This window comes from Sulfuricurvum sp. RIFCSPLOWO2_12_FULL_43_24, assembly GCF_001829605.1.
Classification (GTDB): Bacteria; Campylobacterota; Campylobacteria; order Campylobacterales; family Sulfurimonadaceae; genus Sulfuricurvum.
Map to the genome: position 1 here is coordinate 1111 of NZ_MIBT01000076.1, position 369 is coordinate 1479.

The window sequence follows — 369 nt, forward strand, 5'->3', positions numbered from 1 at the left end:
AAATTTTTGAGCTATGCACCGATCATCACGATTTCAGCGCAGAGCAAACAGCGTGTTCACAGAATTTTTGATATGTTGCTCAAAATCAATGAGAACTATTCACAGCGTATCTCTACCGGAAAACTCAACGAAGTGATCCAAGCGGCGATGCGCAAACATATCTTGCCGAGTATCAACGGTATGAATATCCGTCTTTATTTTGCGACACAGTACGATATCCGTCCGCCGCGTATCGCACTGATTATGAACAAACCGCAGGGATTGCATTTCAGTTACCGCCGGTATTTGACGAATCAGTTACGAGAGCAGTTTGATTTTGAGGGGACTCCGGTACTCTTTAAAGCGAAAGCGAAAAATACGAATCGAAGA

1 pseudogene is annotated in these 369 nt (G+C 43.6%); it reads left to right on the top strand.

Annotation, left to right across the window (positions count from 1 at the left end):
- A pseudogene (locus A3G19_RS07160) lies at positions 1-369 on the top strand (ribosome biogenesis GTPase Der); the annotation flags it as partial.